We start from the raw sequence: 25,251 nt of genomic DNA, 5'->3' as shown, positions 1-25,251 counted from the left end.
AATCACACAAAAACATTATTTCAGCTACCTATAATATAGCTCACATATAGGCAACGCAAGTAGTTTAGGTAGATTTATGATCATCTGAACCGATCAAGCAGACAGCACCGAATACAGATACTTCTGGAAATCTATAAACGTGCTGTTGATGTTGTCTGTGCTTCCAAGGGCAGCGATGGCGTCCTGGATGGCTTCGTATTTCAGTTTGAGCAGTTCCGGCAGGACTTCCTGATCCAGGGCTTCTTCGCCGTCTTCGATGTAACGGGAAAGCACAAACTCCACAAACTCGCGTTGCTCTGGTGACAGGCTTTCAAAGATCACTGACTCGGCAGCTTTCACGCGTTCTGCTCTGGTGATTGGTGAGACTTCGAATGAGACGTATTCCAGCACGTCGAACAAGTCAGACTTGGGATCGGCGACCAGGTCGCGCAGGGTTTTCAGAGACTCGATGCTATACCCTGCCTCGTCCAGGCGTTCGAGCAGTCCCTTGCGGGTCGTCGGATCGCTCCAGATATCGCGCAGTTCCTGTTCTGAGGAATAATACTCAGGCAGCTTGCCGAACAGTTGTTGAATGAACATCTCAGCGGTGACAGGCTGCCCGTCAGCGTCCCAGAATGAGGTTTCGGTCATGTGTTTGAGCTGACGCGTTTTCCCCTGTCCCAGTGTAATCTTGACCGTTTTGACGCACTTACAAGGGATCTCGCCGCATTCCGCGCAGGGCTCTTTTTCGCAGACGCAGGGGCGCTCACCACACTTCTTGCAAAGTTTAGGCTGCTTCTCGCACTGGCAGGGATAGGAACCGCAGTTCTCGCAGACGTCGGGATCAATCGGGTCGCCGTCCCATTCCGGATCGGCGAAGTGATCGAAGATGTTCACGAAGTCGTAAATCGTGAAATAGTCTTTCCCCTCAAACGTCCGCGTTCCCCGTCCCACAATCTGCTTGAATTCGATCATATCATTGACCGGACGCATCAGGACGATATTTCGCACATTGCGGGCATCGACGCCCGTAGATAGCTTCTGAGATGTTGTGAGGACGGTCGGGATCGTCTTCTCGTTATCCTGGAACTCGCGCAGCGCCTGTTCGCCTAAGATGCCATCATCCGCCGTCACCCGAGCGCAATAATCGGGATTGTTACTGTCTTTATTCTGATTGATCAGGTCCCGTACTACCGCCGCGTGCAGCTGCGTTTTGCAGAAGATAATCGTTTTCTGCTTCTGGTCTGCTTCTTCCAGAAGGATCTTCACGCGGTACGCTTCCCGCTCCCGGATCTCGATCACCCGATTGAAGTCTTCTTCTTTATATTGCTTGTTCTGCTCCACTTGTCCCTGAATGATTTCGTCATCGGGGGAATAGATGTATTCATCCAGTGTCGTCTTGATGCGTTTGACGCGGAATGGGGTCAGAAAGCCGTCGTTGATCCCCTCTTTCAGCGAATACTCATAGACCGGCTTCCCAAAGTAATCGTAGGTATCGACGTTATTTTTGCGTTTGGGGGTCGCCGTCAGTCCCAGTTGAACTGCAGGCGAGAAGTATTCCAGAATGTCGCGCCAGGAACTTTCATCAGACGCCCCACCCCGATGGCATTCGTCAATGATGATCAGATCGAAATAGTCGGCTGGATAATCCCCGAAGTAGGCAGTCTCACCAGGGCCGCTCATAAAGGTCTGGAAGATCGTAAAGAAAATACTGCCATTGGTCGGCACTTTCCCTTTTTTCGCAATCTCCCCCGGACTGATGCGGACCAGGGCATCTTCCGGAAAGGCAGAGAACGCGTTGAATGCCTGATTGGCGAGTACGTTGCGGTCTGCCAGAAACAAAATCCGGGGACGGCGTGTCCCGTCCCGCTTGAGATTCCAGCGCGTCTGGAACAGCTTCCAGGCGATCTCAAACGCTACCGCCGTTTTCCCCGTCCCGGTTGCCATCGTCAGCAGGACGCGTTGTTTTTCGTCGGCAATCGCATCGGTCACGCGGTTGATGGCGTTCGCCTGATAGTAGCGGGGCTGCCAGAGTCCGCCCCCCAGATTCAGCGGTTGACGATGGAACTTGTCCCGCCATGCGTTCGACTCGGCAAACGTCTTGTCCCACAGTTCCTGCGGAGTAGGAAAGCGGTTAACCGTTCCCTCCGTTCCCGTCTGCATACAGATCTGATAGATCTCGTTTCCATTCGTGGCAAACGTGGTTTGCGTATCCAGTCGCTTGGCGTATTCCTTCGCCTGCGCGACGCCGTCCGCAGCGGTCTTTTCGTCGCTCTTGGCTTCCACTACTGCCAGCCTGCAGCCCCTGTAGATCAGTACATAATCTGCAATCAGTTGCTTGCCCCGACGTCCCCCGATCTGAATACGCCCGTCTGTGATCGGGAACTCCCGCCGCACCAGTGCGTCTTCGATACTATTCCAGCCCGCCGCCGCTAAAGCCGGGTCGATCAGTTCCGCTCTGGTCTCGGCTTCATTCATGGCACGAGCTCCAGTTCTTTTGTTTTGCTGGTGAGCTGTCCTGTGAATGCTTTTTGCAGGAGGGACTGTTTTAATTCATCAAGAGCAGTAAGTTTCTGCTGGTAAATGGGAGAAAGATTATTGCACGATTCCGCTATAGCGTTCAATTCACAAACAATCTTCTCTTGCTCAGAAACACTCGGAAATGGAAAAAGCATTCGCTCAAATGTCCCCATATTGATATTATCTTGCGCAGAACCTTTTCCTTCTGCTTGTAATCCTGATTTAAAGTTCTGTAATAAATATTCAACAAAATCAACATTTGCCTTTTCAGGATCACAAACTAAACCGATTACGCTGTCTGGTATACAAGCATCAAATGTTAGAATCGCAGTCTCAGCAATATTAGCCGCAATTGTTATGCACAGTGTCCCCACAGGCCAGAGCTTGCTTTGAGCGAGTCCCTTTTCGTTATATGTCTGTGTGAATTTAGTTATGTAATGATTGGCGTTCCTAATCTCACCTGTTTGGATGAAGGGATATTCTCCACCATAAAGAGATTTGTCATTCCTTGGCCTATGTCGTGATTTGCCACGTCCAAATGTCTTGGCAATTTCACTCAACTTTTTTTCTTCCCATCCCTCACCTTTCTCGGTAAACACCCGATTGAGATAGCTGTCAAACAGTTCGCGGGCGTTGGCGAGATTCCGCGCGGCGTTCTCCTTCGCTCTGGCAATCGCCCCAAACGCTTCATCGAGAATCGCCACAATTCGCTTTTGCTCAGATAGGGGGGGAAGACATAGTTCTCGATCTTCCATTGATCCTTTTGTGACATGGATCATGGTAGTACCGGTGCCCTGCTCAGATCTGATTTTTTCAGAATCCCATCCAAACCAGTAACAGAGAAAGTTCTTATTTACTTTTGATTCATCGAGTTGTACTTTCCAAATATGGTAATGGTATATAACTTTTGGCCCACTCCATATTCGAGGACCAAAAGAAGCTGACCACGCATAAAGCAAGTCTCCTTCCTCGCAATATTTGTTATCATCCAGCTCTAAATCAGAGTAGTACCATGAACGGTTGGTGAAGAAATTCCCAACACGCAGGACAGGATATTTCCCGCTATCAAGCAGTTCTTTTTTTTTGTAGGCTCGGCCATTCAGGAGAGTACAGATTTCACCCAGCCTGCATTTTTGGTAATTGTCACTCATACCAACCCCCGAATCGTTTCCAGAATTTCAGAGGCTTCCTGATCCAGGGCTGTAATCTCATCGAGGATCTCTTCCGGATCGCGCAGCACAACTTCATCGTCCCGATTGGGATTCTTGACTGACAGATCAAAAGACGTCTGATCGATATCCTTGATATTAACCGTCCAGGAGTTGTCGCTCTCCTTCTTCTTAGGCTGCAGCTTTACAAACTCGGCCAGATCGGCTTCGTTGAGGGGATTGGTTTTTCCCAGATTGCGCCCCGGATTGAGCTGGTAATACCAGATTTTGCGGGTTGCTTTCCCTTTCTCGAAAAACAGGACCACCGTTTTCACTCCCGCCCCGGTAAACGTCCCGCCCGGCAGATCAAGGATCGTGTGCAGGTCGCAGCTTTCCAGCAACTGCTTCCGCAGGCTGACGCTGGCATTGTCACTGTTTGAGAGGAACGTGTTTTTAATCACAATCCCTGCCCGTCCCCCGGCTTTGAGCAGCTTGATAAAGTGCTGCAGAAACAGAAACGCCGTCTCCCCCGTTTTGATCGGGAAGTTCTGCTGTACCTCTTTGCGTTCCTTGCCCCCGAACGGCGGATTGGCCAGACATATATCAAATCGATCCTTCTCCTGAATATCGGCCAGGTTTTCCGTGAGCGAGTTGGTGTGAATCAGGTTCGGGGCTTCGATCCCGTGCAGGATCATATTCATGGTGCCGATAATGAATGCCAGCGATTTCTTTTCCTTCCCGGTGAACGTCTTCTGCTGCAGTATCCGCGCGTCTTTATGCGAGAGTTTCTTACCCCCGTGATTTGACTCATCGCTCAGAAAGTCAAACGCTTCGACCAGGAAGCCCGCAGAGCCGACGGCAGCATCATAGATGGTCTCGCCGATCTGGGGATTGATCACTTTGACAATCGCCCGGATCAAGGGACGGGGCGTGTAATATTCGCCCCCGTTCCGACCGGCGTTCCCCATGTTCTGAATCTTGCTCTCATACAAGTGAGACATCTCGTGCTTTTCGACACTCGTCTGGAACCGCAGTTCATCAACGAGATTGATCACCTCGCGCAGATTGTAACCGCTCTGCAGTCGGTTCTTGAGCTCACTGAAGATCTCGCCAATCTTGTATTCGATGGTGTCCGTACTCTCGGCAGACGTCTTGAATTTGGCGAGATAGGGGAACAGCTTCTGATTCACAAAATCGAGTAGATCATCGCCCGTCAGGGCCGCGTGATGGTCGATTTCTCCATCGTCCTTGCGGGGCATCGCCCAGATTCCCCAGCGGTATTCCGGGCGCAGGATCGGTTCAAAGGCTTTCCCGGACAGGCTGGCCACCGATTCCCGCTCGCGTTCCAGGTCGTCCAGGTACTTCAGAAACAGCACCCATGAGGACTGCTCCACATAATCCAGCTCACTCCCACAGCCCGCGTCTTTCCAGAGGACATCATCAATATTTTTAAAGGTCTGTTCAAACAAGTGCTCTGATCCTGTCTTTTCCCTGATGTTTAAGCAACTTCGAGCAGTTTGCCCTGCTCTGAAATGGTCGCAAATGATTGTACAGTAGCCAGATACCTATCACAACAATCGAAACAGCAGGACTCAGGGCTTTAGGGAAATAGCAGACAGGACGTCTTTTAATGCTGGAACTACTGCAGAATGTCTGGCAGAATCAGATTAAACAAAACCACAGGCGACCAGGGATGAGAAACTGAAAACCGGTTATCCCGAATCGGTCCACAGCAATGATTTTACTTTCCGGGATTTGCCACAAGGGATAATGATGGAAGAGAAACAGAAGCGTGATGCTGTCCTTGACAATCTTTCATTTGTAAGCAACTGGTCAATCTCAGTAATTACACTACTTTTCAACATTACAGATGACCTCTATGCACTAAAAGACATTTCAACTAATAGAGGAAAATATTTCGGAGACAGACGCGGAATACCGGCTTGGCCAGAAACTCACGGTGACTACGACTCTACTCTGAGATACTACACCAATGCAGTTCTTGTAGACGGTCAAATCCATGCTGATAAGATACAGGCGAAGCTCAAAGAAGCTGCAACGGATAAACGTTTCAAAGCAGCCTTATGGCAATTAAAACTAGCGAATGCTTACCATCTAGATCCATTAGAATTTCACGACAATGCATATCACACATCGATTGAAGCGATCTTTGCTGTTGGTAAATATGTAACAGTCATATTCGAAGAGTTCAAATCGATATCGAAGAAGTGGGAGCAGGATAAAGACGATAGCAATCTATTCCAACCATACTTCGCTCTGGTATCAGGACGCACTGTGAATTACATACTTGATGAAGTCCCTCAGTCCTTACTGGAAGATCTCTCTAGAAAACAAACGACTGAATCATACCAATGCAGCAGATGGATATTCGATCTGTGTGGTTATCCTGATGGCGTATTCCAATACAAAGATTCAAATGACTCTAAAAGGAATGATAAGCGTTATCCTCTTCAAGATGCATATGAAGCACTTAGTCTTAGTACAACCCAGTTTAATAAGTATCGAAGAGAAGCAGGTATTGAGAGCCAAGGTAAAGGATATGAGATGCCTGAATCTGATCTGATAATAATCGCAAGTCACATTTTCTACAATTCGTCTGCGAGTCAACGAACAAAGAGAGATAGTCGCCGTTTTCTAGATGAAGTTGGACATATCTAGTCGATTTGCTTACGCTTTTTCTTACGTTCCAATCAGTTTGCTAACGTTATTCTTGCGTCCTTACGTTCCAATAATGAAAGCATTTACTCCCCGAAATCTTCTGCTTTAATTGGTCTCAGAACGTGACTGACTGGAGGTCACACGACGAGACCAGCTAGTAAGATTAAGGGATTAGACATGACTACGATTTGCGATGAACCACGACTACTTTTGAATGAATCCGAAGCAGCGCACCTGCTCAACGTCTGCGGACGTACGCTTGCCCGGATGAGAAACCAGGGCAAACTCAAATTCCTGAAGATCGGCAATGCTGTGCGCTATTCACGCGCGGACATTGAAGAATTCATCGAATCACAAGCGAAGACCACCTAAAGCAATAAAGCCCCGCGTCTGGATCAGAGACCGGGGCTTTGCGTGTTTTCAGTTAGTGATTTTTGCAAGATGTTACCGAAAACAAGGATTGATTGAATGGTATCTGACCCAGATAAGAAGTCAACGAGAAGTCAAAAAACCGGACATGGTCGAAAATCAGAAAATGCAATAATTCTGGTTGATATCGATTCAATTCGTCCCTGCCCTGAAAACGATCTGATTTACACAATCGATCCTGAATCGCCAGAGAACAAGCGACTCCAGGCCGACATTGCCGAACGCGGTATTGTGGAACCAATCGTGGTTTCGCGTGATGACGTCGGAATCATCATCTCAGGCCACAGGCGGTACGCTGCAGCGTGTCGAGTTGGACTCACTAAGGTTCCAGTCAGGTATTACGACATCAAACGTGAGGACGACTTAGACGCGTTTGTTGAACTGCTGGTGACTTTTAATAGAGACCAGCGAGAAAAGACATTCGACGAGAAACTACGCGAAGAGGCGACCCGACACAATCCCTGTGAAGCACATCTCACTTTACTTGAGGAACGTAACAAACCGCGCGAGATTGCAGAACCATTCATCATCGAAGGTATCAAGACGCGTTCGGAAATTTCGCCAGCCAAGAAGCCAATGCTAGACACTCTCTTTCAGGTCTTGGAAGACAACATCACGCCGATGACCGTTCGCCAGATTCATTATCAGTTTATGAATGACCCACCATTGAGACACGCGAGCAAGCCGAATTCCTGGTATCGAAACAAGTTATGTGACTATAAAAACCTGGTCGATCTGGTCGCGCGTGCCAGAATCGCAGGACTGATCTCAATGCAGGATATCATTGATGAAACGCGTCCTTTCAAGAATTGGTCTGCTTTTCGGAACTCAGGAGATTTCATCAACAGGCATATGCAAAATTTCTTGAATGGTTACTGGCGAAACCTGCAGCAGTCTCAACCAGATCATATTGAAATACTGGCAGAGAAAAACACCATCTACAGTACAGTCAATCAGATTGCCCAGGAGTACTGTATCCCCACTACATCACTACGCGGATACGGCAGCATCTATCCGCGTTATGAGATGACGCAGCGATACTTCAGGAGCGGTAAGGATAGGCTGATCATCCTGATCGTCAGTGACTTTGACCCGGACGGCGAAGAGATTGCTCAGAGTTTCGCGCGTTCATTGCGTGATGAATTCGAAATCGAAAACATTCACCCGATCAAAGTAGCGCTGACCTATGATCATATCAAACGGTTTAACCTGGTCCCGAATATGGAAGCGAAGAAATCCTCTTCACAGTATCAGAAGTTCTATGATCGGTACGGGACAGATGACGTTTTCGAGGTCGAAGCACTTCGGCCAGCACAATTACAGACACTTCTGGAAGAGGCAATCGACAGCGTCATGGATCTTGACTTGTTCAATCAGGAACGGGAGAAGGAGAAGTCCGACGCGGCTGATATCGAAGCATACAGAGAGACAATTCTTAATTACATAAAAGACTACAGAAACGAGGAGAGTAACTGACTGGAACATCTCAGCAATGAGACGGCGTTATGTTTTTGGAGAACTTTGCACGCCGCGAGTTTAAAGAACTCCAGATTGTACTGAATGTCGATTTTCGATGGTCATGCAATCAATGATGACACGACTTTTTAACCTCAGTCAGTGATTGGAAGCACGTAACAAGGTGCCTTGGAGAACAGGCAAAGATTGGTCTCGTTAAAAGCGAGTTTCCGGGGAACGGGCAGGTAGTTGATCCTGCAAAGTGGCTGACGTCCCGGTCCAGATGTAACAGATTCCAAAACCGTCAATAAAACCTGTTCTCACAATCTGAAACAGTCATTCAACCAGTCAGTGAAGACAGACATCGCTAAACCTTACGCAACAGACAGTTGTTACAAGGGATAGCCACATTGCGGACTGAGCAAAGCGCGAAGGAGAGAAACCGGACATGGTCGAAAGCGGGCAGACAATAAGGCAAAGACTGCAGTTCTGCGCAGAAAAATACAGTATTTTAGCGGGTCCCTCTACAGGCGAATCGATCATGCGAGTTCAGAGCCCTATAAATCCGGGCCGTAACTAATATTTCAGGGGGCATCATCATCATCAGTTGCCTGTAAAGAGATTAAAACAGTGAGTCCCAGCATGAAGAAGAAGAAGCCAGTTTTTCATGTTACAGGCAGAAATTTCCGCCATTCCGAAAGCACGTCGGCAATTCTGTTGAGCCAGAAAGGACCCGACCAGACCAGAACAGACAAAGAGGAACCGGGGCCGGTTCAGTTATCTAGCAGCTAAGCAGGCGGAACCACAGACAGAGCCGCAGTGTTACGCAGGCAAAAAAACCAGTGAGAGGGAATCGGGGGCGGGGTCCTCTGACAAGGGGGGATACAATAGCTGTTTCGGATCGCGACAATACCGTACATCACAACAAATTCAGGGAATGTCGGTCAGTCGGTCGCATTATACAGAGTTGAAACCGAATATTAAGCAAAACCCGCTCAATAAAGTTAGCGCTATTTATTGAGCGGGTCCGTTACTCCGGAACTATGCGAAAGAAACGGAGCAACTAACCCGCAGGCTGAAAGTCATTGTGAATAAGTAAGGGACAGAAATCAATTGATATTGAATGGGGCGAAAACAGGAGCAGACGCTATCAGGGGTCCTGAAAAGAGAGGCTATATCCAAGCGTGTTTTCGGAATCTCGGAAATATTTGTCGACAGGATTTGTAAAAAAAGATTGCCGCCGCAGCAGATTCGCGGGGTCCTTCTGAGAGAAACTCCCGCGCGTCAGTTCAGAACACCATAAATCCGGGCCGTAACTAAAATTTCAGGGTGCATCACCACCACCATCAACATCAATTGATCGAGAGAAGTAAAAACAACCAGAGTTGACGAAAGACAGGAACAGCGGGATAATGCAGATTCCTAAAGCCGAAAGGCACCAAATGATGATTCCTAAAATAATCCAAGTAATCAAGAATCCGTACTCATGCGCAGAGTGCCGTAACAGCGATGCCGGCAAGGTAGCATTTGGCTGCCTAGGAGCTCTGAGTGTGAGTGCGGATTTTTGCTTGCGCACTGTCTTTTATGGTGCGCAGAGAGGAATCAATTCTCATGCCTGCATTTTTTCAATGCTTTCAGTCCACAAGACCACAGCTTGTACCAGGCGTTCCATTGTCTGCCGATCCTTGCACGGGGGCTTTCAGATTTCCAGGGACTGGCGCGGACAGAACCACACCACATCTCACATTTCTTTTTTGGCAAATTTAACAGTTCCGCGAAATCGGAACAGGACTGGGAAGATAGGTTCTTCCAAAACAATTCTTTGATTTTCAGACCGTCGAAGAGTATCGACGTCACAGGTAAGTTTACTTTCAGAAAGGGAGAAAGTATGGCGAGTATAGCCAAGAGACCAAACGGGGGAAAAATGATCCAGTTTTTCGACTCCGGCGGTAAACGGCGCGCGATCCAGTTAGGACGCGTATCCATGAAAAACGCAAACTCAGTGCGGGTACACGTGGAAAGACTGGTAGCCGCCCAGATCTCAGGCAGCGCAGTCGATGACGTTACCTCATTCTGGCTCAAGAAAATCGATCAGACAATGATTGATAAGCTGGCAAAGGTCGATCTGATCAAAAAGCGTGAGTCTGCCGATCTGGGAAAGCTGATCGATGATTTCATCAAACTGAAAGACGGGGACGTCAAACCGCGAACGGTCGCAAAATATCGGGTCGTTAAAAAACACCTGATTGACCATTTCGGCAAGAGTCAACCGCTCAGGACTCTGAATGCTGGTGAGGCGAAGAAGTGGCGCGCCTATCTGGTCAGTAAGGGACTGGCGGAAAACTCAATACGAAAACTCTCAGGCATCGCCAAGACCATGTTTAATCATGCGGTCGAGAATGAGCTGCTGGTCAAGAATCCGTTTCGCTGTCTCCCCTCTGCTCTGGTCCCAACCAGGGAGCGACATTTCTTTCTGTCAGCAGAAGACGCACAAAAAGTGATTGATGCGTGTCCTGATGATGAATGGAAGCTGATCGTCGCGCTGGCGCGTTACGGCGGACTCAGAACGCCGTCTGAGACGTTCTCTCTCAAGTGGCAGGACGTCAACTGGGAGCAAAGCCGGTTCTATGTCCCCAGTCCCAAGACAGAGCGCTACGCGGGCAAAGAGGGCCGGATCGTACCGATTTTCCCAGAGCTCAGACCGTATCTGGATACATGCTTTTTCACGGAAGATAAAAAGCCGTCTGAGTATGTGATTGCGAAGCATCGAGTCAGGAGTGAAAACTTGCGGACGACGTTTCACAAGATCATTAAACGGGCCGGTCTCAAACCGTGGCCTAAGCCGTTCCAGAATCTACGATCCAGCAGGGAAACAGAACTGATTGAACAGTTTCCCATTCAAACGGTCGTATCCTGGATCGGAAATTCCCCTACTGTAGCGTTGCAAAGTTATTTGCAGGTAAGGGAATCGGACTTCGAAAAAGCGTTGCATATAAGTTGCAGTCCAGTGCTTTCTACAGTAGACCAGGCATGACAGGCAAAAATCTCTGATTGCCGTATGTCCTTACCAGTTCTCGCCTTTCTTCCGCAGTCCTTGTTAGTCCAAAAGAGTAAATAGGGCCGACAGGACTCAGTAGGTTTCGCTTAACCACTTTGAGAACTATTAGATACGAGATGCTGAAAACCGAAGCGGTGCAGAATGCGGTGCAGATGGAATTATCATTGTAACTTTCCAACCAGAGGATCGATTAAAAGAGTGATCTCTCCCACATGCTCTCTAATGGATGCCTGCAATAATTCGTGTGCTTCACGAAGCCGTTTTCCATTCTCGCCTACTGGTTGCGTAATAAAGATCGGATCGAACCTTAAATTAAAAAGGGCATCGACTTTTCTCGATAAATGTTTTAATTCGTATCGAAACTTATCAATTTCTTAACAAAGATTTACATTTTGAAGCAATTCATACTTAATAGAAGATGTGGATTCCAAAAACACCAAATCCATATTGAAATATGGTGTTTAGCCAGAATCACTTACCCAATTCAAGAGTCCTGCAAGTAAGTCATTATTATGTTCTATCGACAACTTCAACCCATCAAGTAGTTGTTTGCGTTTTACTTTTTCCGACTCGGTTAGTAACTTACGAGCAGCCCATAAACCGCTGAGAAATCCGATAAATGCACCCAGAAATATTTTGAGTATTTCGACGAAGATTGCCATGAGAAGCCCCTTTCAATTTGCATACTACTCAGGCGAAATTCTTAATGCATCCACATTCGGCATCATACTTATAAATCCATTGACATTGGTTATTTTGTAATGGACTTTATGTACTCTACAATGCGTACCATCTTCTAGTTGAATAATTTCACCAACTCTGGGAACAAAATGCACGAAGGCCATGAACGAAACACAGCCCGAATCCCCCACTTGAGCTCCAGGTTCATCGCATATCACATGGATGGGTCGCATTCCGAGTCTTTCAGCTTCGTGCAGCGCATCTAAATTGACATCTGGAGTTCCATCGGGATCGTAATTGAGCATTAGTTTTCTATCCTTATTCTCTGTGATTTATTTATCAGAATTAGTTGAGACCATAGTAAGCACCGATAGCATTTCCAAGTAAGCCTCCAGCAGCACCAATACCAATATCCCAAGCCCCTGTAGCTGCCTTTGAAATCATATTTCCGACCCAATGTCCTACATTCTCGCCATAAGAACTGACTTGGCCCCCAGGCGGATCAGAGGAAATTGCTGATTTGAGATCATCCAAATCTTGAGCCCCAATTCCGTTTTCTTCCAGATAGGTTCGAAGGCTTTCGAAGTCTCCTTGCTTCACAGTTTGGTGCAAATTTTGAGTAACTTTGCTTTGGCTTACATCCCCAAGAATTCCTTGAAAGTTCTGAATATTGATATTGGCGTGAGCGCGGTTTTTTTCTGCTGCGGAAAACGTTAGGCCTTCCCCTAGAATGTTGTCCTTTTCAAGTTTTAAAGACCATTCAAGAATTATAGTTCTAACTTCGTCCAAAATACCTGCGATCTGATTTCTACCTACAATCCTCTGGGGTTCAAGCTGAAAATCTCGCCCTTGCATACGCATCAAATCTATCGTTACCTCACTCGGAAGTGGCATCACTAAACGTGCATTTTCTGGGTTCGGCCCATGAAGAAGATCGATAAGTGATCCAATCCCGACTGTGACTTTTACATTATTGCAAATCAAATCCATAAATTCAGGATCATCAATCAAAAAGGGAATATATCCATGGTATGGATTTAAAACCCTTAAGTCTGTGAGAACTTGTCGATAAGCTGGAACGTTAGAATCTTCTTTGTAACCGTGTAATTCACTGTTAGCCCAATCTCTAAACTCGGTCAAATCGAGCTTCGTTGATACTAATAGCGACTTACGAAGGAGTTCTGATATGTCAGACTCGTTGTTGGTAGCTAACTCTTGCAATTGCAGGACGAGGGGTAAGTTATTCATTCGAAATACTCATGTCTTCAAATTGAGAAAATTCTGTAACACCACCTAAACTACAATTTAAGAATCCAAGTGGAGATATTAGATTCCAGCTTGTGATAGCGGTAACAAACCACGACAATCAACACTTGACCACTATCGTACCTCAAGCACTGAAAATTACAAAGCATATAGATAGCGAAAAATATAAAAGGAGAACCTATGGACTCTGATGGTGCAGAGCTAATCGTAAAATGGTATTTGGAAATTGAACAACGGCTCTTTTCAATTCTCAAAACAGTGCCCCTCTCCACGGACACTGAAGGAGTTTTTCTACCATCTTTATCAAGTATAATTCTTGAGTCTTGCAGTCTGATCGACACCATTTTTCGTGACGGTTACAAGCCAGTGGCTCAGGCCCAAAATGCAAACATGCCTATGTATGCTCGGTATTACGAAGGTATTTACGAACTCTCTTCTGCCAGAACTGTCATCTATAATTACCCAATACAATCATTGTGTCCCTTTGAAAATTGGATGTCTCCTAATGGAGATTACATTCCTATCCTTTGGTGGCAGAACTACAATAAGCTAAAACATGATCGCATTCAGCACTTCCCATTGTCTACATTTCGCACGGCGATTGATTCACTTTGCGCCCTGCACCAGATCCTGGCATACACCCCAGCCTTAATAGATGCCTTAACGCGACATAATCTACTTTGTACTCTTGGGATAAACCCGGCAATAATCACTGCATGGCTAAAGGGTGAAGAAGAATATGATGAAAGATACCAAGCGTTAATCGAGACAGAACTGTTTGCAACTCCAAGAGGCAGCCTCACATTTCCAGAAAACTTGCAAAATGCAAACGTCCGTATATATGATATGAATCACAAGTTCTGGAAATATGTAGGTTTTAACAATTACTGAAATCCACATAATCAATGCGGCTAGGGTAGCTCCCGAAAGCTGGTTCCCCTGAACCGGCCCGCCGCATTCTTATATTCGTCAGGGGATATTGCCACAGGGAGGCAAAGATGAGAGAACCGTGCCAGGACTGGAAGCTGCGCGATGCATCAATGACGCTGGGTGATATGGTCCGTTTGTCATGGACTGTGAGCAAGCTGAAAAGCATGGAAGCTGAGCAACTCAAAAATGTGGAAGCAGTTCAACTTGCAATTAAAGAAGGCCGTGATTGTGGTAATGAGCTTATTGAGAGAACCGATGAGCTCTCGAATGAGATCAGTGACGCAAGGGCATTCCGTGAGATCATTGAAAAAAACACCAGTTGGTTAACACAAACGATAGAAGACTCACTCCACCTCTTCGCTAATCTGTCTGATGTTGTTGTCTATGGAATTGAACGTCCATCGAAGCTGATAGCCACAAGCGGGCATCATGCGGGAATCATGATGTTACGAGGATATCTCGATGTAGATTATACATCAGAGTCTGGGTTCGATTTTGAAGAACTGGCAACACATATCCAGTCAGAGAGACTCAGGCTTTTCCAGGTTAATGATTCGTTTGACGAAACTGGTGTTTCTAATGGGGCTCATCAGGCAGTCATAGAAGAAATTGAAAGCATCAGTGAACGCAAGACTTTGTTTCATGATGCTACTGAAGAACTTCCAGAAGAATACAGGCTCAATAATGGCGGAAAGCCAAAACCGCTTGAGGGCAACAGAACAGAGTTGGTCTATGCAATCACTGGAATCTCAAGTAAGCCAGGCAAATTCAAAGACATGATCACGAAACGCAGCCTCTGGGTTATTAAGCTTAGTGATAGAAAATACGAGTTATATTTTCCAAAACAGCACCACTCTCAGATTGAAGAATACCGATCAAGACTCAGCCAGTACAGACAAAAGAAACAAGCTAACTGACCTCAACTTACTATAACACACCGTAACTTACCGTAACTGGCATTTCCCTTTTTAGACTATAAAAAAAGGGAAGATTACTATTTGCTCCTGAAAGATCTATGGTATTTTGAATTGCATGTGGTTGACCTGTTGAGACCACAACAGACCAGAAAGCCAACTGAATTCAGGAGGAATGGATGATCGAAAACTCGGCTCATTCTACACAGGAGCCCCCTGTCCTTGTTGACAGCAAAGAAGCTGCTCGCCTGCTTGGGTGTTGCGAGCGTACTCTCTGGAAGATGCGAGAAGAGGGTAAAATCCGTTGTGTCAAGCTTGGTGCTGCTGTTCGCTATGCACGAAAAGAAATTGACCGCTTCATTGATTCACAATCAACACCGCTAAATCCCAGCCCAGCTTGAATCCCGTGAATCTCTATTTCTGATTAACCGGGGGATCGTTCCGCCTGGTTGCATTTCGTTGTATTGCATGTGGAGGCAATTAATGACGACTGCTGAGATATCGAAGCCCAAGGTCGGGCGACCCAAGGGGGCAAAAACCCAATCCCTACCAGTTCAAAACGTTTTCCTGTCTCAATGTCCGGCTTGCTTATCAACTGACCGGCTGGGCTACTCAAGTGTGAAGACCAGAGAGTTCTCAGGCACGGCCCCCACTGGGCAGCCTTTCAACTACGTGAGCAGAAAACGAACTCGCTGTCGTAAGTGTGGTCAAAAACGGATTGATGTTACTTACGAAAACGTGATCTGACAAACGGGAAAATCGGATTCCGAATTAACGATCTTACATAATTTCAAAAGTGTGATACTTTCGATTACGCCAAAGAGGAAACCATTCGAAAACGAATGACACACCTATCACTTACGAAAGGAGTCGAGCAATCGCAGATCCAAGTTCAATCCAGTCTGGCGGGGTGTATACCCTGGACCAATTCAAAACGCTGGCAGGACTTCAACACTGTGCGTTCCAGAACGCTGTTAAAAAGGGGTTGAAGACGATCACCATCGGACGCCGCAAGTATGTCCGAGGTTCTGATTTCCTGGCGTTTCTGGATAAGCAGGCTGAAGCGCAGGAGGCAGCCACAGCCCTCTAATCAGGGGGCCTGTGGCCTTTATTACACGGACGATTTTTAAGCGAGGGAATGATGGCAGCTGAAGAAAGCGAAACAACCAGAAACATTAGACTTTTCTGGCAGCAAGAGACTGAGAAGCGGAAAGCGGAGGAAGTTGAACTGGCAAAGCAAAAAATCCGCGAGGAAGGAATCGTGTTCAATGTCGACCAAGTGTATGAACAACGCGAGCGCGACCGGAAATACAAACTGAAGCTTCAAACACTGAAGGAGAAAGGCAAGCTGCGGTTTCAAGACCTGATTCGTTTTCGGTAGCAGGTCGCACGCAGCAACGGTTTAAACCATTCATTATCCATTTTAGAAGAGCCATAAATGAATCACAGCCTTAGAATTTCCAGTCCTGCTGAACGCGACTGGTATTCGGACGACACAAAAAAAGCGTTGGTCCCCCTGGTGAAGGAAATCGACTCTCACAATAAAAAAGTTGACATTCACGAAGAGGCCCGCGCTCGAGTTGAGTCTGGAGACATCGAGTCAATTTCGTCAAAAGACCTCTTCGAAGGTCCAGCCAGCAACACTTACCGTTTTGATCTGTATGGCAAGGCACTTGAGCTTTGCAACAAGGTGAAAGAGTTCTCTCAACTCCACGTTGCTGACCATAAGACGCGGCATAACGAGATCGTTGATCAGCTTGAATCATGGAAAGTTCGGATTCGTGAAGAACTGACAAAACTCGGCTATGTCGAAGAGGCCTTGCATCAAGGACATCGCCAGTCAGTCAATCTGTTTTATCGAATGCACCCAGAAGTTGTGAAATTGCTTCTGTTAGAACAGAGTTTCAAGCATCCTGACTACCCATCAGGGGGGAATCGGGCTGTACTGATCGATGGAATGAACAGACTGAGAAAGCAGTGCCTGGCTACGTAGGAACCACATTCCCTGTATAAGTCCCGGCTGTGATCGTTGCCACAGAGGTATGCAGCCGGGGCTTACAGTGGAAACCAATGAAATAGGCTGTGATGTGCTGGCGACTGGGGTTTACGATTTTCCCCTGGTCGCCAGCATTGGCGGTCAGCAAATCATGTGCTTTTTTAATTCTCTGCCGACGACTGAGGTTTTCAAATTTCCCTCAGTCGTCGGCGTCGGGGCAGTTGGCAGAGTCCCCGTCCTTAAATCAGAACCTCGTTTTATACAGGGATAATGCTTTGACTTCAGATTCTCCTACCGACACTGAAACCACTTCCCATCTCCTCAAACTGGATGCCATCCGCATCTATGAGAAATTCCAATCGCTCTGTCCTGCATTGTCATATGAAGAGGCTAACCAGCTGCGGGACAACATTCTCTCAGACGGTGAATTCCGGGAGCCTCTGATCGTCTGGAAATCAGAAGGCATTCTGGTCGATGGCCATAACCGGTTTAATGTGTGGCGAAACCTCACGGACGAACAACGGCAAAGGATTGCCCCGCCACGCATCAAGCAGCTGGAATTCTTAGACCGGGACGCTGTGCATGACTGGATCATCAACAACCAGATCGGACGGCGGAATGTAGCCCCCTCACAGCGGGCATACCTGGTCGGGAGGCTGTATAACTCCCAGAAGAGGGACAACACAAGTTTCTTGAATCGGGGCAATAATCCTGCAGAATCCCCGTCTGGTCAAAATGTCCGGACGGGAGAAACTGCAGGCAGGATAGCCAACCAGGTCGGCATTAGCGAAAAGCAGGTCAGACGCGATGCCAAGTATGCCGAAGCCGTTGATAAACTGGCAGACAACCTTGGACCGGAAGTCAGGGACGAACTGCTAACTGCAAAGAAAGTCAGCAAAGACCGGGCTGTTGAGATTGCAGCATTGCCAGCCGATCAGCAGAAAGCCGAATACGAGCGTGCGATGGGGAGAGGGGAGCCGTCCCCGGGAATCACCTACAATCCTGCCGAGTGGGGCGGATACGAACCCGTTGCCGATCCTGTTGTACCTGACGACACTGTGACTGACTATCACGTGAAGGAAATGCAGGCCCCGTATCGCGAAGCTCAGAAGCATGCCACGGCACTGAAGAAAGCCATCGGCGAATTGTCCAGTGGTCCGGGTGGTGCCTGGTGTAATCCCAACGCCATGCAGGACATCATGACCTGTTACACCAATCTGATGAACACGATCAACTACCGCAAGCCGGTTGCCGTCTGTGGATACTGCAACGGCAAGAAGTGCGACAGATGCTACCAGACGGGCGCGTTGAACAAAGATCAGACTCAAGCCTTGGCTGAAGGTCTAAGCGCTACAGGACAGGCCACAGCGGGCGTGCAACAGGCTGTCTGAGTGTCTGCCTGAACCCCACGGGTCCTTTTTTGGGTATGGAATTTTACTGAGTAACATACGATCTGTCGGGTTTTGTGTGTCTCTTTCCTTCCGAATTCAGAACACAGCGAATTGAAAATATTTGCCTTTTAACCAGGCTGCAAATAGCCGGTTTTCACTGCAATTGGATTCAGTAAAACGAGGGGCGTCGGTTGTTTTTTGTCGGTTTCTCAATCGGCGTCCTCGTTTTCACATTCATTGAACAAAACAGCGGAGGTTTCTTGAACTACGTTCTCAATCACGTTCGCCTGGACAAGCTGGCCATGCATCCTCTGAGTATTACTCTGTATGGGTACGACATCGACCGTAGTTTCATTGCATCTGTGAGACAGCACGGCATTATCTGTCCGATTCAGGTTACACAGGACCTGATCATCGTTGACGGACACAAGCGTTTTCAGGCAGCCAAGGAAGTCGGCATCATCGAGGACCATGTGATTGTCCGTCTGGACCTGAACGACGAATGGTCGATTCAAGAAGCCCTGATTGAATGCAACAGACATCGTGACCGATCAGCCGAAGTGAAGCTTCATGAAAGGCAGGTGCTTGCCTCTATCGCAGATGAGCGGCGCAGGGAACGAGAGTTAGTGACTGGACGGCAGGAAGCCGTTGCCGTTGGTCTGCCCCAGTACGAGCCGTTTCAGTTTTCCCCGTATCAGTGGGAGTACGACCCATAAGCCGGGGAAACCTGGTGACACAGCATCAGACAAAAATCCCTCGAAGGATCATTTTGATACTTCGGGAAAACACAGCGATTATTGATACAGAACCTCGTTCCGTCATTGTGTCGGAACGGGGATATCAGCCGTAAGTTTTCAACCAGCGGCATACAGCCTCGATTGGCAGTGAGTTGAAATAGTTCCGATGTGCCTAACCAGCACTGCGAACGTAGTACCCGGCAGTTACCGTGGAAGCCTGGATTGGCAAACAGGTTGGAAGCGGCGTCCCTGAGTGGGCGTGAAATGTGGAGCAAAGACCTGCCTGGATCGGAATGAACAGCGAAACGGACTTTTGACTATTAAAGTCTTAGCTCCGGTTACGCGCTGAACTGTCATGCCACCTTTCTTGGCTGAATTATGTTTTGTCATCCTGGACTGAGAGTTTCAGGATGATTCAACACTGCAGGAGGGGAATGATTGTCTCACATCTGGGGCAACCCAGTGGGGGCAAACAGGATTGATTATCCCAAGACAGTTAACACCAACCTGGGTATCCACGATCCAGAAATAGCGCTGAATACATCTCAGACCGTGAACGGTGAATCAAACTGTTAAGCAGAAATTGAAGCTGTCTCTTGGCATGGATTGCGCAAAGAGAATTCAGAACGGAATCACGGACGATGACGGAAAAGTATCGGAACAAGAAAAACAAGGGCGTGATGTTTCGCAGACGGTATAAGGAAAACGCGAACCAACCCGACTTTGTGGGGTCCTTCACGATTGAGAACGGCAGGGAATACGAGTTCGCGGGCTGGAATGCAACGGGCCGAAAGTCGCTGAAGCCATACGTGCGGTTGCGGGTGGCACCGAAGGGAAACTGATTGACTGGCTTGTGTTCCGTTCTCATAATAGCAAGATATCCAATTTGAATAGATAGTCATTAGGGAGAACAAAGTGGCAAACCCTGAACATGTCGAGATTGTTAAACAGGGTAAGGATACCATAGAAAAATGGCGAAAGGAGCATCTTTACACGATTCTTGATTTACGCGAGGCAGACTTGAGTGAACTCATTTTGCCTTCAGTTGACTTTGGCAACCTAGATATAAGCGGGGCCAATCTCTACAGCGCCAATCTATCTTTTTCAGTATTGCATAAAATTAAAGCCATCGGGACGGACTTTACTGGAGCTGACTTGTCTTGGGCAGACTTAGGGATATCCACTTTTACCAACGCGATATTTAGAAATGCTATTTTTGTCAAAACTGATTTTACTGAATCGAATTTATGTGGTGCTGATTTTCAAGATGCAACGTTGCATTATACAAATTTTAGTTTTGCTAAAATGAAAGACACTTGCCTAAGTCGTGCGAAATCTTCATATACTCTTTGGACAAATTTAGATTTGTCTGAAGTAATAGGACTCGAAAAAATCGAACACCTAAATCGAAGTACCATAGGTGTTGATACCTTAATGCGATCTCACGGAAAAATCCCCCAAAGCTTTCTGAGTGGTTGTGGCTTACCAGATGGTTTTGTCACCAATATACCGAGCCACTTTTCAGGAGCCAAAATTGATTTCTATTCCTGTTTTATCAGTTACAGCCACGAGGACAAAATGTTTGCTCGTCGTCTATACGAGGCATTAATGGGAAAAGGGATTAGCTGCTGGCTCGACGATCATCAGATTCTGCCTGGTGACAACATCTATGATCGGATAGACCACGGTATCCGGGGCTGGGACAAAGTACTGCTCTGTGCGTCCAAGCATTCTCTGACGAGCGGATGGGTTAATGATGAATTGAAACACGCGTTCGCCAAAGAAAAGCAGTTGTTCAAAGACCGGGGCTGTGAGGTTCGGTCTCTAATCCCTCTGAACCTGGATGGTTACCTTTTCTCAGACTGGAACCATCCAAATAAGAATCAGGTGCTCGAACGTATGGCCCCGGATTTCACTGAGTGGGAGTCGGACAAAGCAAAGTTTGAACAGCAGCTGGAGCGAGTGGTGAAGTCCTTGCAGACGAACAATACTGGGCGGGAGCCCGAGCCACCACGGAAATTATGAGTTATAGAAAAAAGCGTCCTATCAAACACAAAAATATTTTCAGAGACATTCATAACCTTGTAATTAACTCATCGAATTCATCAGCAGTCATCGTGGAAAAAACATTGTCAGGTTTGTTGGCTTTCCATTTTATTAATTTTTCCACGGCCTCTTTCGACAATTCAAAAGTACTGTCATTACCAAACCTGATCTCATGTGTCATGCGAACAGGTTCATCCTCGATTGGTTTAAATTCTTTGGGCAGAAACTTTGGGTCAATATGTTGGTATGTGCTTTGCTTTGAACTAATTCTACTTACGATTTTCTTTAAATCTTTGAGTTCACTTAACACATATTCGGATGGTGTTACTTCGTCAGTTTCAATTCCTACCAGATTCTTGATTCTAAAAGAACCTAGAAATGTTGAGTAGTTTGGGTCCGACTTAGCTTTCTCTAGTGTTGACTCTACTTTTTGTCGCAAAGTTTTTTTGAATTTAACCATACTCCGATAATTTAAGTTTCTTGGATACGGGATGTGCTCAATTGGTGAGGTATCAAAAGAGTACTCCGTTTCATCATCCTTAATCACAATGGTAGGCTTATCAAAAGCGAGCCTAAGGCCTAATTCAAACATTACATTTGGATTCTTACAACTCACATCACAAACTACCACAGGGTTTTGATAAAGGTTTTTAACGATTCGGTCTTGAATGATTCCAACTTCGTCGGCATCACTTACCAGCCGGGTTTTTATCGACTCGGAATCCAAAGCTTCTTCGATAATCTCTCTGACCTGTTCCCAGTGGTCTGCACTACAACCATCGATTTCTGAAATAGGCATGATCAAACCACATTCGATTGTTTCTTTTGTAGTATTGCTGGATTTGGTCTTGGTGATCTTTCTTCGAGTAGCCGCTTTTTTTGCCATGACAAAATCTTCATTTGGGTGTTTGTTCAAAAGGTGTGAAAGCCTCAATCCACTCTACAGAGATTGATATACCAACGTCAATTACCGAATTGCTTTCAATAAAAAGTTTGTAACGTATTGACAAATAACGCGAATCAAAACAAAATCGAGCCTTCTAAAAGCTGAAAGGCAAATAGTAACTATGAATTCTAAAACCAATAATAGTAATTGGAGTGCAGGCTCTTGCGCAGAGTGGGGTATCCGTGAGGACCCCGGGCGGTACTATTCCGCCTTAGAAGCTGTGTGTGAGAGTCTGCACTCTTTTTTTACGCCTTGTGCGTAATGAAAGGTGGTTAAGGATGAATACCACATTCACAAACCCCGCGTGCGTCTCTGGTTCTCAAAACGTCTCTGGAAGCGGCTTCGATTCTCCCAAAGGTCATTCAACGGCAGTTGATCAGCTGGCACAAAAGGCAGCCAACTGGGAAGCCCTGAAACCTGTTGAAGCCCCCACTATCGGCACACCAGCCCCTGACGAAGTGTTACGCGTCGATACCCCCCGCCATGACTGGCCGGTTTACCTGGTCAACGTTCCTGAAGACTGGCAGGCTGATTGCTGGCGATCAGTTCCGCCACATACAACGATGTACAAGAAAGCCAAAACAGCTGCTGAGATTGCTGCTATCCTCAACCGGGAACGAATCGCAAACAGCAAGGACGGCATTGTCTCTCACTGGTACATTCGCGTTCGCGTCGGCAGTAAGTATGCCAATCTCAGTGTTGCCCTGCCGACTCCCTGGAAACCGGAAAACGAATATGATTTACCCCCGGCATTTATCAGGATCGATGGCCCCCGCGATCAGTGCAAGCAGATTGTCGGTGACTTGAATTATCGGCTTGATCACTGCGAACCGGGAGAAGTCCGCAAGCGGGCTTACATTGCTCGTTCCATCTGTCCTGCTGATCTGGAACCGTGGCCTAATCAGGATGATACCCAAGCAGAGGAAAGCAATTCGGATCCAGTTGACCTGGAACCGATGGAACAAAAGGGTGACACAGTGTCACCTTTAAATCAAACTGCAGAGATGGAAACCCCGTTGGTTGATTCTGAAGAGGACGAAACAGAACTCTTTGAGATTCAAATGGGGCATCACTTCGCTACGAACCCGACAATTAGCGAAGAGGTGATGTTACAGGTTCAGAATGCAAACAGCAGTGAGGATGCCAGACGAAAAGCCGATTTATTTCTGATGGAATCAGCCATCGATATGAGTCAGCGTATTGCTCTGAATGGGTTCAATGAAGCCGATAACGATGGGAACGAATACAATGTCGTTCTCACGGATGGCACGCATTTGAGGTTTCGGTTGAGCAGGTGCGAAGCGTTGAACCTGATTTCTGCCTGGAATCAATTGCATAAACACAGCGAGCCAGAAGCCGTAATTGAAAAACGGCAATAAGGTCTTGGACTCTCCCGAGGCGCAGCTATTGCGCTTCGGGGATTTCTATATACCTAGATTCTTCTCAATTGGACTCTTGAATTCTACAGGGAAAATCACAAAACATAACTCTATGTATTCGTAGACTACATATGCGAACGATTCGTTACTATCCATTAACAATGCTAGAGGAGTATAGAACGTTCCAATCCTCTCTTCATATTGTTGATACTTAGGATCATCCATTACTTCGTAGTAAGTTAAACCTGAGTTGCTTTTAGAATAATCCAAAAGAATAGTGGCAGGCCCAATACTCAAAACGTAAGCCACTAACAAAATAGGAATGGCATAGCCCAGAAAACGAAGAACTTTCCATCTCTTTTTTTCAGTCATTCAAACTACCTCAGCACAGGTAAACCAAACCTTTAGTTTAAACGATTAAATTCAAAAAGAAACAGCAGTTTTCAGTAGGCCCCCTCGACAATCGCACTGAATGGAGTGTAACGCGATTGATTCTCAGACGATGGATACGTCCTATCATTCAATAAACACAGCTAAAAGCGAAAGCAAAGCGATACATGGCAAGCATAACCAAAGAACCAAACGGACGTAAGAAAATTCAGTTTGTCGGTTCAGATAAAAAACGGCGTTCTATTCGTCTCGGCAAAGCCACAATGAAAACAGCAGAAGCAACCAAGGTTCGCGTTGAGTGCCTGGTATCTTCGAAAATGTCCGGTCATGCCTTGGACGATGTTACATCCCGCTGGCTGACAACGATTGACGATACTTTGAGAGACCGGTTGGCCCGAGTCGGATTGATTGAGCAGCGAGAAATCGTTCTCCTGGGCAAGCTGATTGACGATTTCATCAAGCTTCGAACGGGAGACGTTAAACCGCGTACTGTGGCAAAATACAAAGTAGTCAAAAAACATCTGATTGACCACTTCGGAAAAGACAAGCCTCTGAAGTCTCTGAATGCGGGTGAGGCTAAGGAATGGCGTGCTTACCTGATCGGTCGGGGATTGGCGGAAAACTCCATACGGAAACTGTCAGGCATCGCAAAGACGATGTTCAATTACGCGATTGATAAGGAATTGCTGTTCAAGAATCCGTTCAACTGTTTGCCATCTGCGCTGGTCCCCACGAGAGACCGGCACTATTTCCTTTCGATTGATGATACCGAAAAAGTGATTGACGCCTGCCCTGATGCAGAATGGCAGCTGATCATCGCCCTGGCCCGCTACGGTGGCCTCAGAACGCCCTCAGAAACGTTTTCTCTGCGTTGGGAAGACATCAACTGGCATCGAAACCGGTTCTACGTCACCAGTCCCAAAACAGAGCGATACGCGGGCAAAGAGGGACGTATCGTGCCGATCTTCCCGGAACTCAGACCGTATCTTGAAAAGTGTTTTTTCGAGCCTGCAGAAGACCTTACAGAGCATGTGATTACCCGACATCGTATCAGAAGTGAGAACCTGCGGACGACGTTTCACAAAATCATTAAGCGTGCTGGTCTCGTACCCTGGCCTAAACCGTTCCAGAATTTGCGATCCAGTCGAGAGACCGAATTGATAGAACAATTTCCGATCCAGACGGTTGTTGCCTGGCTTGGAAATTCGCCTCAAGTGGCGATGCAAAGCTATCTGCAAGTGAGAGAATCGGACTTTGAAAAAGCGGTGCAGAATGCGGTGCAGTACTCGTCTGATCGGGCTGGTATA

At 46.9% G+C, this 25,251-nt stretch carries 23 protein-coding genes and 1 pseudogene; 15 read left to right on the top strand and 9 right to left on the bottom strand.

Annotated elements, in window-relative coordinates; all coding sequences use genetic code 11:
• Nucleotides 1–93: 93 nt before the first annotated feature.
• From hsdR to GmarT_RS06665, 3 genes are read right to left on the bottom strand one after another with little or no spacing between them, the layout of a single operon-like run.
• The gene (gene hsdR, locus GmarT_RS06675; protein WP_149302495.1) at nucleotides 94–2,457 is read right to left on the bottom strand and encodes an EcoAI/FtnUII family type I restriction enzme subunit R; all 2,364 of its coding nucleotides are present in this window, start codon (nucleotides 2,455–2,457) and stop codon (nucleotides 94–96) included.
• Complete coding sequence (locus GmarT_RS06670; RefSeq protein WP_002647523.1) at nucleotides 2,454–3,650, bottom strand: restriction endonuclease subunit S; 1,197 nt, start codon at nucleotides 3,648–3,650, stop codon at nucleotides 2,454–2,456. Before GmarT_RS06670 ends, hsdR begins: the two co-directional genes overlap by 4 nt.
• Nucleotides 3,647–5,116, bottom strand: coding sequence for a class I SAM-dependent DNA methyltransferase (locus GmarT_RS06665; protein WP_002647524.1), 1,470 nt, complete (start codon nucleotides 5,114–5,116; stop codon nucleotides 3,647–3,649). Before GmarT_RS06665 ends, GmarT_RS06670 begins: the two co-directional genes overlap by 4 nt.
• 301 nt (nucleotides 5,117–5,417) lie before the next feature.
• Between GmarT_RS06665 and GmarT_RS06660 the strand changes: the two genes are divergently transcribed.
• From GmarT_RS06660 to GmarT_RS06645, 4 genes are all read left to right on the top strand, one after another.
• A complete protein-coding gene (locus GmarT_RS06660) occupies nucleotides 5,418–6,326 on the top strand; it encodes a hypothetical protein (RefSeq protein WP_002647525.1) in 909 nt (302 codons plus the stop codon).
• A 177-nt stretch (nucleotides 6,327–6,503) separates the two neighbouring features.
• A complete protein-coding gene (locus GmarT_RS06655) occupies nucleotides 6,504–6,698 on the top strand; it encodes a helix-turn-helix domain-containing protein (RefSeq protein ID WP_002647526.1) in 195 nt (64 codons plus the stop codon).
• Between the two features lie 96 nt (nucleotides 6,699–6,794).
• Nucleotides 6,795–8,231 carry a ParB/RepB/Spo0J family partition protein gene (locus GmarT_RS06650; protein ID WP_002647527.1) on the top strand — a complete coding sequence of 479 codons (1,437 nt, stop codon included), beginning with the start codon at nucleotides 6,795–6,797 and terminating at the stop codon, nucleotides 8,229–8,231.
• A gap of 1,867 nt (nucleotides 8,232–10,098) precedes the next feature.
• Nucleotides 10,099–11,244 (top strand): tyrosine-type recombinase/integrase, encoded by a 1,146-nt coding sequence (locus GmarT_RS06645; protein ID WP_052301265.1) that lies wholly within the window; start codon nucleotides 10,099–10,101, stop codon nucleotides 11,242–11,244.
• 485 nt (nucleotides 11,245–11,729) lie between these two features.
• Here the strand turns inward: GmarT_RS06645 and GmarT_RS06640 are convergent, their stop codons facing one another.
• The 3 genes from GmarT_RS06640 to GmarT_RS06630 are packed head-to-tail and all read right to left on the bottom strand — an operon-like array spanning nucleotide 11,730 to nucleotide 13,197.
• The gene (locus tag GmarT_RS06640) at nucleotides 11,730–11,930 is read right to left on the bottom strand and encodes a hypothetical protein (RefSeq protein ID WP_002647531.1); all 201 of its coding nucleotides are present in this window, start codon (nucleotides 11,928–11,930) and stop codon (nucleotides 11,730–11,732) included.
• Between the two features lie 24 nt (nucleotides 11,931–11,954).
• The gene (locus tag GmarT_RS06635; RefSeq protein WP_002647532.1) at nucleotides 11,955–12,254 is read right to left on the bottom strand and encodes a hypothetical protein; all 300 of its coding nucleotides are present in this window, start codon (nucleotides 12,252–12,254) and stop codon (nucleotides 11,955–11,957) included.
• A 40-nt stretch (nucleotides 12,255–12,294) separates the two neighbouring features.
• Complete coding sequence (locus GmarT_RS06630) at nucleotides 12,295–13,197, bottom strand: AbiTii domain-containing protein (protein WP_002647533.1); 903 nt, start codon at nucleotides 13,195–13,197, stop codon at nucleotides 12,295–12,297.
• Between the two features lie 198 nt (nucleotides 13,198–13,395).
• On the opposite strand from GmarT_RS06630, the gene GmarT_RS06625 reads away from it, so the two are divergent.
• The 9 genes from GmarT_RS06625 to GmarT_RS06580 all read left to right on the top strand — a co-directional run bounded on the left by GmarT_RS06625 (nucleotide 13,396) and on the right by GmarT_RS06580 (nucleotide 21,208).
• A complete protein-coding gene (locus GmarT_RS06625; protein ID WP_002647534.1) occupies nucleotides 13,396–14,106 on the top strand; it encodes a hypothetical protein in 711 nt (236 codons plus the stop codon).
• A gap of 107 nt (nucleotides 14,107–14,213) precedes the next feature.
• Nucleotides 14,214–15,062, top strand: a complete 849-nt coding sequence (locus tag GmarT_RS06620) for a hypothetical protein (RefSeq protein ID WP_002647535.1) — start codon at nucleotides 14,214–14,216, stop codon at nucleotides 15,060–15,062.
• A gap of 176 nt (nucleotides 15,063–15,238) precedes the next feature.
• Nucleotides 15,239–15,460 carry a helix-turn-helix domain-containing protein gene (locus GmarT_RS06615; RefSeq protein WP_044238885.1) on the top strand — a complete coding sequence of 74 codons (222 nt, stop codon included), beginning with the start codon at nucleotides 15,239–15,241 and terminating at the stop codon, nucleotides 15,458–15,460.
• Between the two features lie 740 nt (nucleotides 15,461–16,200).
• Nucleotides 16,201–16,440, top strand: coding sequence for a hypothetical protein (locus tag GmarT_RS06605; RefSeq protein ID WP_044238888.1), 240 nt, complete (start codon nucleotides 16,201–16,203; stop codon nucleotides 16,438–16,440).
• Nucleotides 16,441–16,497: 57 nt separating this feature from the next.
• Entirely contained in the window at nucleotides 16,498–17,052 is a 555-nt protein-coding gene (locus GmarT_RS06600; protein WP_002647538.1) for a hypothetical protein, read from the top strand.
• Between the two features lie 278 nt (nucleotides 17,053–17,330).
• Nucleotides 17,331–18,446 (top strand): ParB N-terminal domain-containing protein, encoded by a 1,116-nt coding sequence (locus tag GmarT_RS06595; protein ID WP_002647540.1) that lies wholly within the window; start codon nucleotides 17,331–17,333, stop codon nucleotides 18,444–18,446.
• Nucleotides 18,447–18,706: 260 nt separating this feature from the next.
• Nucleotides 18,707–19,162: a ParB N-terminal domain-containing protein gene (locus tag GmarT_RS06590; protein WP_149302493.1), complete on the top strand. Its 456-nt coding sequence runs from the start codon at nucleotides 18,707–18,709 to the stop codon at nucleotides 19,160–19,162.
• Between the two features lie 662 nt (nucleotides 19,163–19,824).
• On the top strand, nucleotides 19,825–20,025 hold the full coding sequence (locus tag GmarT_RS06585; RefSeq protein ID WP_044238891.1) for a hypothetical protein: 201 nt from the start codon (nucleotides 19,825–19,827) through the stop codon (nucleotides 20,023–20,025).
• Nucleotides 20,026–20,098: 73 nt separating this feature from the next.
• The gene (locus GmarT_RS06580; RefSeq protein WP_002647543.1) at nucleotides 20,099–21,208 is read left to right on the top strand and encodes a toll/interleukin-1 receptor domain-containing protein; all 1,110 of its coding nucleotides are present in this window, start codon (nucleotides 20,099–20,101) and stop codon (nucleotides 21,206–21,208) included.
• Between the two features lie 49 nt (nucleotides 21,209–21,257).
• On the opposite strand, the gene GmarT_RS06575 is transcribed toward GmarT_RS06580, so the two are convergent.
• Nucleotides 21,258–22,115, bottom strand: a complete 858-nt coding sequence (locus tag GmarT_RS06575; RefSeq protein ID WP_002647544.1) for a hypothetical protein — start codon at nucleotides 22,113–22,115, stop codon at nucleotides 21,258–21,260.
• A gap of 338 nt (nucleotides 22,116–22,453) precedes the next feature.
• Between GmarT_RS06575 and GmarT_RS06570 the strand changes: the two genes are divergently transcribed.
• The gene (locus GmarT_RS06570) at nucleotides 22,454–23,554 is read left to right on the top strand and encodes a hypothetical protein (RefSeq protein WP_002647545.1); all 1,101 of its coding nucleotides are present in this window, start codon (nucleotides 22,454–22,456) and stop codon (nucleotides 23,552–23,554) included.
• Between the two features lie 45 nt (nucleotides 23,555–23,599).
• Here the strand turns inward: GmarT_RS06570 and GmarT_RS06565 are convergent, their stop codons facing one another.
• Together GmarT_RS06565 and GmarT_RS29865 are read right to left on the bottom strand one after the other, a co-directional pair.
• On the bottom strand, nucleotides 23,600–23,926 hold the full coding sequence (locus GmarT_RS06565) for a hypothetical protein (RefSeq protein WP_002647546.1): 327 nt from the start codon (nucleotides 23,924–23,926) through the stop codon (nucleotides 23,600–23,602).
• A 239-nt stretch (nucleotides 23,927–24,165) separates the two neighbouring features.
• Nucleotides 24,166–24,465: a hypothetical protein gene (locus GmarT_RS29865; RefSeq protein WP_230682357.1), complete on the bottom strand. Its 300-nt coding sequence runs from the start codon at nucleotides 24,463–24,465 to the stop codon at nucleotides 24,166–24,168.
• On the opposite strand from GmarT_RS29865, the pseudogene GmarT_RS29860 reads away from it, so the two are divergent.
• A pseudogene (locus tag GmarT_RS29860) lies at nucleotides 24,436–25,176 on the top strand (tyrosine-type recombinase/integrase); the annotation flags it as partial. The gene GmarT_RS29865 and the pseudogene GmarT_RS29860 sit on opposite strands and share 30 nt — an antisense overlap.
• Nucleotides 25,177–25,251 lie beyond the last annotated feature (75 nt).

Source organism: Gimesia maris (assembly GCF_008298035.1).
Taxonomy (GTDB): domain Bacteria; phylum Planctomycetota; class Planctomycetia; order Planctomycetales; family Planctomycetaceae; genus Gimesia; species Gimesia maris.
This window is presented reverse-complemented; position numbering and strand designations above follow the sequence as displayed.

Coding starts and splice junctions, on each gene's coding strand:
- GmarT_RS29865 (WP_230682357.1), bottom strand. CDS start 24,465: ATGTTTTTTGACTACTTTGTATTTTGCCACAGTACGCGGTTTAACGTC.
- GmarT_RS06615 (WP_044238885.1), top strand. CDS start 15,239: ATGATCGAAAACTCGGCTCATTCTACACAGGAGCCCCCTGTCCTTGTT.
- hsdR (WP_149302495.1), bottom strand. CDS start 2,457: ATGAATGAAGCCGAGACCAGAGCGGAACTGATCGACCCGGCTTTAGCG.
- GmarT_RS06640 (WP_002647531.1), bottom strand. CDS start 11,930: ATGGCAATCTTCGTCGAAATACTCAAAATATTTCTGGGTGCATTTATC.
- GmarT_RS06625 (WP_002647534.1), top strand. CDS start 13,396: ATGGACTCTGATGGTGCAGAGCTAATCGTAAAATGGTATTTGGAAATT.
- GmarT_RS06585 (WP_044238891.1), top strand. CDS start 19,825: ATGACGGAAAAGTATCGGAACAAGAAAAACAAGGGCGTGATGTTTCGC.
- GmarT_RS06660 (WP_002647525.1), top strand. CDS start 5,418: ATGATGGAAGAGAAACAGAAGCGTGATGCTGTCCTTGACAATCTTTCA.
- GmarT_RS06620 (WP_002647535.1), top strand. CDS start 14,214: ATGAGAGAACCGTGCCAGGACTGGAAGCTGCGCGATGCATCAATGACG.
- GmarT_RS06670 (WP_002647523.1), bottom strand. CDS start 3,650: ATGAGTGACAATTACCAAAAATGCAGGCTGGGTGAAATCTGTACTCTC.
- GmarT_RS06635 (WP_002647532.1), bottom strand. CDS start 12,254: ATGCTCAATTACGATCCCGATGGAACTCCAGATGTCAATTTAGATGCG.
- GmarT_RS06565 (WP_002647546.1), bottom strand. CDS start 23,926: ATGACTGAAAAAAAGAGATGGAAAGTTCTTCGTTTTCTGGGCTATGCC.
- GmarT_RS06650 (WP_002647527.1), top strand. CDS start 6,795: ATGGTATCTGACCCAGATAAGAAGTCAACGAGAAGTCAAAAAACCGGA.
- GmarT_RS06600 (WP_002647538.1), top strand. CDS start 16,498: ATGAATCACAGCCTTAGAATTTCCAGTCCTGCTGAACGCGACTGGTAT.
- GmarT_RS06655 (WP_002647526.1), top strand. CDS start 6,504: ATGACTACGATTTGCGATGAACCACGACTACTTTTGAATGAATCCGAA.
- GmarT_RS06575 (WP_002647544.1), bottom strand. CDS start 22,115: ATGGCAAAAAAAGCGGCTACTCGAAGAAAGATCACCAAGACCAAATCC.
- GmarT_RS06630 (WP_002647533.1), bottom strand. CDS start 13,197: ATGAATAACTTACCCCTCGTCCTGCAATTGCAAGAGTTAGCTACCAAC.
- GmarT_RS06605 (WP_044238888.1), top strand. CDS start 16,201: ATGGCAGCTGAAGAAAGCGAAACAACCAGAAACATTAGACTTTTCTGG.
- GmarT_RS06570 (WP_002647545.1), top strand. CDS start 22,454: ATGAATACCACATTCACAAACCCCGCGTGCGTCTCTGGTTCTCAAAAC.
- GmarT_RS06645 (WP_052301265.1), top strand. CDS start 10,099: ATGGCGAGTATAGCCAAGAGACCAAACGGGGGAAAAATGATCCAGTTT.